This is a genomic window from Micromonospora sp. NPDC002389, assembly GCF_040296095.1.
Lineage (GTDB): Bacteria > Actinomycetota > Actinomycetes > Mycobacteriales > Micromonosporaceae > Micromonospora.
The window spans coordinates 641,098-645,506 of sequence record NZ_JBEOWP010000002.1; the positions used below are offsets into that span (position 1 = coordinate 641,098).

Annotated in this window: 2 protein-coding genes; both read right to left on the reverse strand. The window is 70.4% G+C overall.

Going from position 1 to position 4,409, the window contains the following annotated elements; genetic code table 11:
• Positions 1-109: 109 nt before the first annotated feature.
• Positions 110-838, reverse strand: a complete 729-nt coding sequence (locus tag ABT008_RS06120; protein ID WP_350694037.1) for a cutinase family protein — start codon at positions 836-838, stop codon at positions 110-112.
• Between the two features lie 178 nt (positions 839-1,016).
• Positions 1,017-3,704 carry a glycoside hydrolase family 9 protein gene (locus ABT008_RS06125; RefSeq protein WP_350694039.1) on the reverse strand — a complete coding sequence of 896 codons (2,688 nt, stop codon included), beginning with the start codon at positions 3,702-3,704 and terminating at the stop codon, positions 1,017-1,019.
• Positions 3,705-4,409: the final 705 nt, after the last annotated feature.

A 4,409-nucleotide genomic window follows, 5' to 3' on the forward strand; every position in this document is an offset into this window, starting at 1 on the left:
GCTGCGCCTGGTCCCGCGCCGCCGCCGGGACCCGCAGCAGTGCCGCGTCCGGAGTGCCGGGTCCGGCGGCGGGCCGCAGCGGCGCCCGCAGGTGGAACAAGCCGCAGTGTCAGCGGGGGGCGTCGGCGGTGGCGCGGGTGGCGGCGAAGCGGGTGGCCTGGGGGTGGAAGCCCTGGTAGTTGACGTGTGCGGCGAAGCTGAATCCGCCCTGGCAGAAGCGGTCGTTGGCGTTGCAGTACGACTGGATGCGCTTGGCGAAGCCGTTCAGTTGCCCCGCGCCCCGGGGGAAGATGCCGGAGCGTCGGCCGTCGGTGACGTTGAAGGGTTCACCGGCGGTGAAGGAGGGGTCGCCGAAGAGGAGTACGGAGGAGACCCGGGTGGCGAGGTTGGCGGGGAGTCCGGTGCGGCCGCCCAGTCGACTGCCGGTGCCGGCCAGCGCGTCGCCCATCACGTCGGCGCCCTGGGAGTAGCCCATCAGGACGAAGCGGGTGCCGGGGCACTGCGCGGCGGTCGCGGTCATCACCCGCTGCACCTCGGCGACGCCCTGTCGGACGCTGGCGACGTAGTTGCCGGAGGCGGGGTAGTCCAGCGGGGTGGTGCGGACGGTCTGCGGCAGGTCCCGGGTGATCTGCCGGGCCAGTGGCGTCAGCACGATGCCGAGGCCGGGGCGTTCGGTGGTGCCGCGTGCGCCGATGACCTCCAGGTCGGGGCAGGTGTTGCGGGGTGCCTCGGCGGCGAAGGTCATCGGGGCGATCGCCAGCCCGGCGAGGGCCACCACCCCGACCGCCGCCAGGGCCAGCAGGCGTGTCCGGCGTGTCCGACGGTGTCGTCCGCTCATCGTTCAGCTCCTTTTCCCAGGTCGACAGGGGTGCCGATGGGTACGGGAGCGGGCGGCGTACGGGTGGATCTTATGGATGTTCACACAATCTGCACTGATGGTGAACCGATCGGGGTGTCGGCGCGTGATGGAGGGGCGGTGTGGCCGAGCACGTCGGCCCGGCCACACCGCCCCGGGATCAGGCGACGGTGCAGGTCGCCCCGTTGACCGTGAAGCTGATCGGTCGGGGGTTGCTGCCGGTGTGCGTACCGTTGAAACCGATGCTTGTCGATGCGCCCGGCGCGAGAGTGCCGTTGTAGGACAGGCTGGTCGCGGTCACCGACGCGCCGGTCTGCTGGAAGGTCGCCCCCCAACCCTGACCGACCCGCTGGCTGCTGTTCGGGAAGGTGAACGCCAGGGTCCAGCCGTTGATGGTCGAGGTGCCGGTGTTCGCGATGGTGATGTTCGCGGTGAAGCCGGTGCCCCAGTCGTTGGTGCCGTAGGTGACCCGGCAGGGCATCGTCGGCAGCGGCGCCGAGGTGGTCACCGACACCTTCGCGGTGGGCGGCGAGACGTTGCCACCCGCGTCCACGGCCACCACATGGAAGCGGTACGTGGTCTGCGCGGTCAGCCCGGTCGCCGCGTACGTGGTGCCGGTGACGGTGGTGACCAGCACGTCGTCACGGTAGATCCGGTACCCGGTGACGCCCACGTTGTCGGTGGCGGCACCCCAGGTCAGGGTGGCTCCGGTCGCGGTGATCCCGGAGACGGTCACCGCGCCGGGAGCGGTCGGCGCGACGGTGTCGTCCGGGTCCGGCGGCGGGTCGGTGTCGCCGGTGGGCTCGACGCCCCACACGCGGACCCCGCCCGCGTACAACGGCACGTTGCGGTTCGGCCCGGCGGTGGCCTGGAACGACGGGTCGTTGCCGGTGTTCCAGGTGCCGCCCTCCGGCACCCCGACCTTGAACTGCACCTCCATCCGGTGCTGCGACTGACCGGCCGGCGCGATGGTCTGTCCGGTGCAGTCGACCTCCACGTACCAGAGGTCACCGCTGGCCTGCTTGGCGGTGCTCGGTGCCGGGCAGCCCTGGGTGTAGCCGGGAGTGACCTGCACCGCGCCGGTGCCATCGGGGCGGAAGTAGTAGCGGAACTTCGCGTCGGTCAACGCCCGCGCCGGGAACGCCGACTTGTTGTAGATCATCACCTTGAGGCCGGTGGCCCGGGTCTCGTTCTGCATCACCGTGGTCTCCACGGTCAGCTCGTCGATGTCGGGCCGCTCGACACCCGGGAAACCGGCCAGCGGCGTACCCCCGTACTCCTGGGAGAGCCGGGCCAGCGCGGAGGTGAAACCGGCGTTGTAGTCGGTGGCGACCTCGTTCATCACGTAGTCCGACCGGTTGTCGGTGTACGCGTCGTTCGGCGACGACGGCCCGCCGACCAGCGCGCCGAAGAGGGTGTGCCGGGTCTCGGTGGGTACGGTCATGCTGTCCCACCAGGAGCCGTGCGCGGTGCGGTGGTGCGGGTTCTTCGGCGGGTTGGTGCCGAAGCCGATCACGTAGCTGGAGTTGCGCGGGTTGTCGCCGAGCGCGTAGTTGATCTGCCGGACGGCGAAGTCGTGGTAGCGGGCCTTGCGGGTCGCGTCGGTGGTCTTGTCGCTGTAGACCAGCGCGGCGAACGCGGTGTTGGCCGCGTACCGCAGCGCGCCCCAGGAGTCGAGCACCGCCATCCCACCGGGGGAGTAGCGCACCCGTTCCCCGTTCACGCCGACGGTCCAGAAGTCCAACCACCGGTTGGCGTCGTCGACGTAGCGCTGCTTCCCGGTCAGGTTGGCCAGCAGCACGTACGCGCCGAACTGCTTGTTGTCCCAGGCCACCGTCCACTTGTAGGAGCGGGTGGTGGTCTGCGGCTCGGTGCCGAGCTTGTCGTACTCGCTCTCCGCCTTGGCCAGGTAGGTGGCGTCACCGGTGGCCCGGTACAGCCAGATCGCGCCCCACACCAGCTCGTCCTGGTAGCCGCTCCACGACCGGTAGAAGCTGGTCGCGTCGGTGATGCACTCGTGGTAGCTCTTGCGCACCGTGTCGGCGAACGTGTAGAGCTGCCGCGCGTGGGTGAGCAGCTTGTCGGCGTACGCGGCGTCGGTGGGCCGGAACACCATGGACGACGCGGCCATCGCCGCCGCCGTCTCACCCGCCAGGTCCGCGCCGCCACAGCTCGCATCGATCTTGTACGCGGGCCGCGCCATCGGCATCACCTCGGCCGGACCCCACCATTTGTGGTCGTCGTCGCCCTTGCCGACCTGCCCGTACAGCACGTTCGGCGAGGGGTGCGCCTTGACGAAGTAGTCGTTGACGAACCGCAGATTGTTCAACAGGTGGGTGAGCTGGCCCGACGCCACGTACCCGGCCCGGTACTCAACCGCGCCCCACGCCAGCATCGTCGCGCTGAACGCCATCGGGAAGCCGAACTTCACGTGGTCACCGGCGTCGTACCAGCCACCGGTGAGGTCGAGCCCCACGTCCGCGCCGTCCCGCAACGCCGAGTCGTCACGCCAGGAGACCCGGTTCCAGTCCGGCAGCTTCCCGGACTGCTGCGCCTCGTAGAACAGCAGCGACTTCTGCAACGCCTCCGCGTAGTTGAACGCCGGCGCGGCGGCTGCACCGCTCGACGTGGCGTTGCTGGTTGCGGCGTTGCTGGTTGCGGTGCTGTTCGGGGCGGTGTTGGTCGGGGCGGTGTTGGTCGGGGCGGCGACGCCGGCCGCCGGTACGCCGATCGCCAGCGTCAGTCCGGCGGCGAGGACCGTACCGGCGCTGCGGAGACGACGCGACCAGTGGCCGCGTCGGCCGGGATCGTCGCCGCGAGCGCGGCCCGGCCGTCTGATGTGGTGCATGCGGCTGCTCCTGTCGTACGGGGCAGGCAGCGTCGACGCGGACGCGTCGGGGTGGACGGCTGCCGGCGGTGGTGGCAGAGTGGCTCCAGCAGGCCCGGGAGCGCTCCCATGGATGAGTAGCAATGTAATCTGGCGCTCACCGGTTTGGGAAGGCCGAGTGCGGCGCGACAGGAGCGCGCGTTCAGGAACGGGCCGATCCGGAACGGCGCGAGCGTCGGGTCCGGGTGCCGGCGGCAGGGGCCGGGGTGCAGGCGGACCGGGCAGGTGGGGCAGCGTCGGCGGGCCGAATCGCGTTACACCGACACGCCGTGCGCGGACCCTGATTCCACCCCCACGTCCGGACACGGGACCCGCCCGTCCGCCCAGGTCGGACCGTTCGCCTGAGATCGGTGGGCCCCATCCGCAGGCAAGCTTGTGCCATCTCCTCCGGCTGGTCGGGGCGAGACCCGATGACCAACCACCCGAGAACGGCCGCCGGTGTCCCTCCGGCGGCCGTTCTCGCCGTCACGGCCGATCGGGCCCGGCGCGCCCTCGCCGTCAGCAGGATGCGGCATCGCGGCGCTCACCGCGTGGAGCGACTGTCAATCTTGGACAGTTACCGTCAGCGTCGAACTGTCCTGTCCCGGTACATGTGTCAAGGGGAAGTCCCGATAGATGTGTCATGAGTTGCTGATCATGATGCTCGGGTGAGGCTGATGTAGTTCC

What these genes read in the sequence shown, in the direction of transcription:
- ABT008_RS06125 (WP_350694039.1), bottom strand. Translation starts at nt 3,704, where the DNA reads ATGCACCACATCAGACGGCCGGGCCGCGCTCGCGGCGACGATCCCGGC.
- ABT008_RS06120 (WP_350694037.1), bottom strand. Translation starts at nt 838, where the DNA reads ATGAGCGGACGACACCGTCGGACACGCCGGACACGCCTGCTGGCCCTG.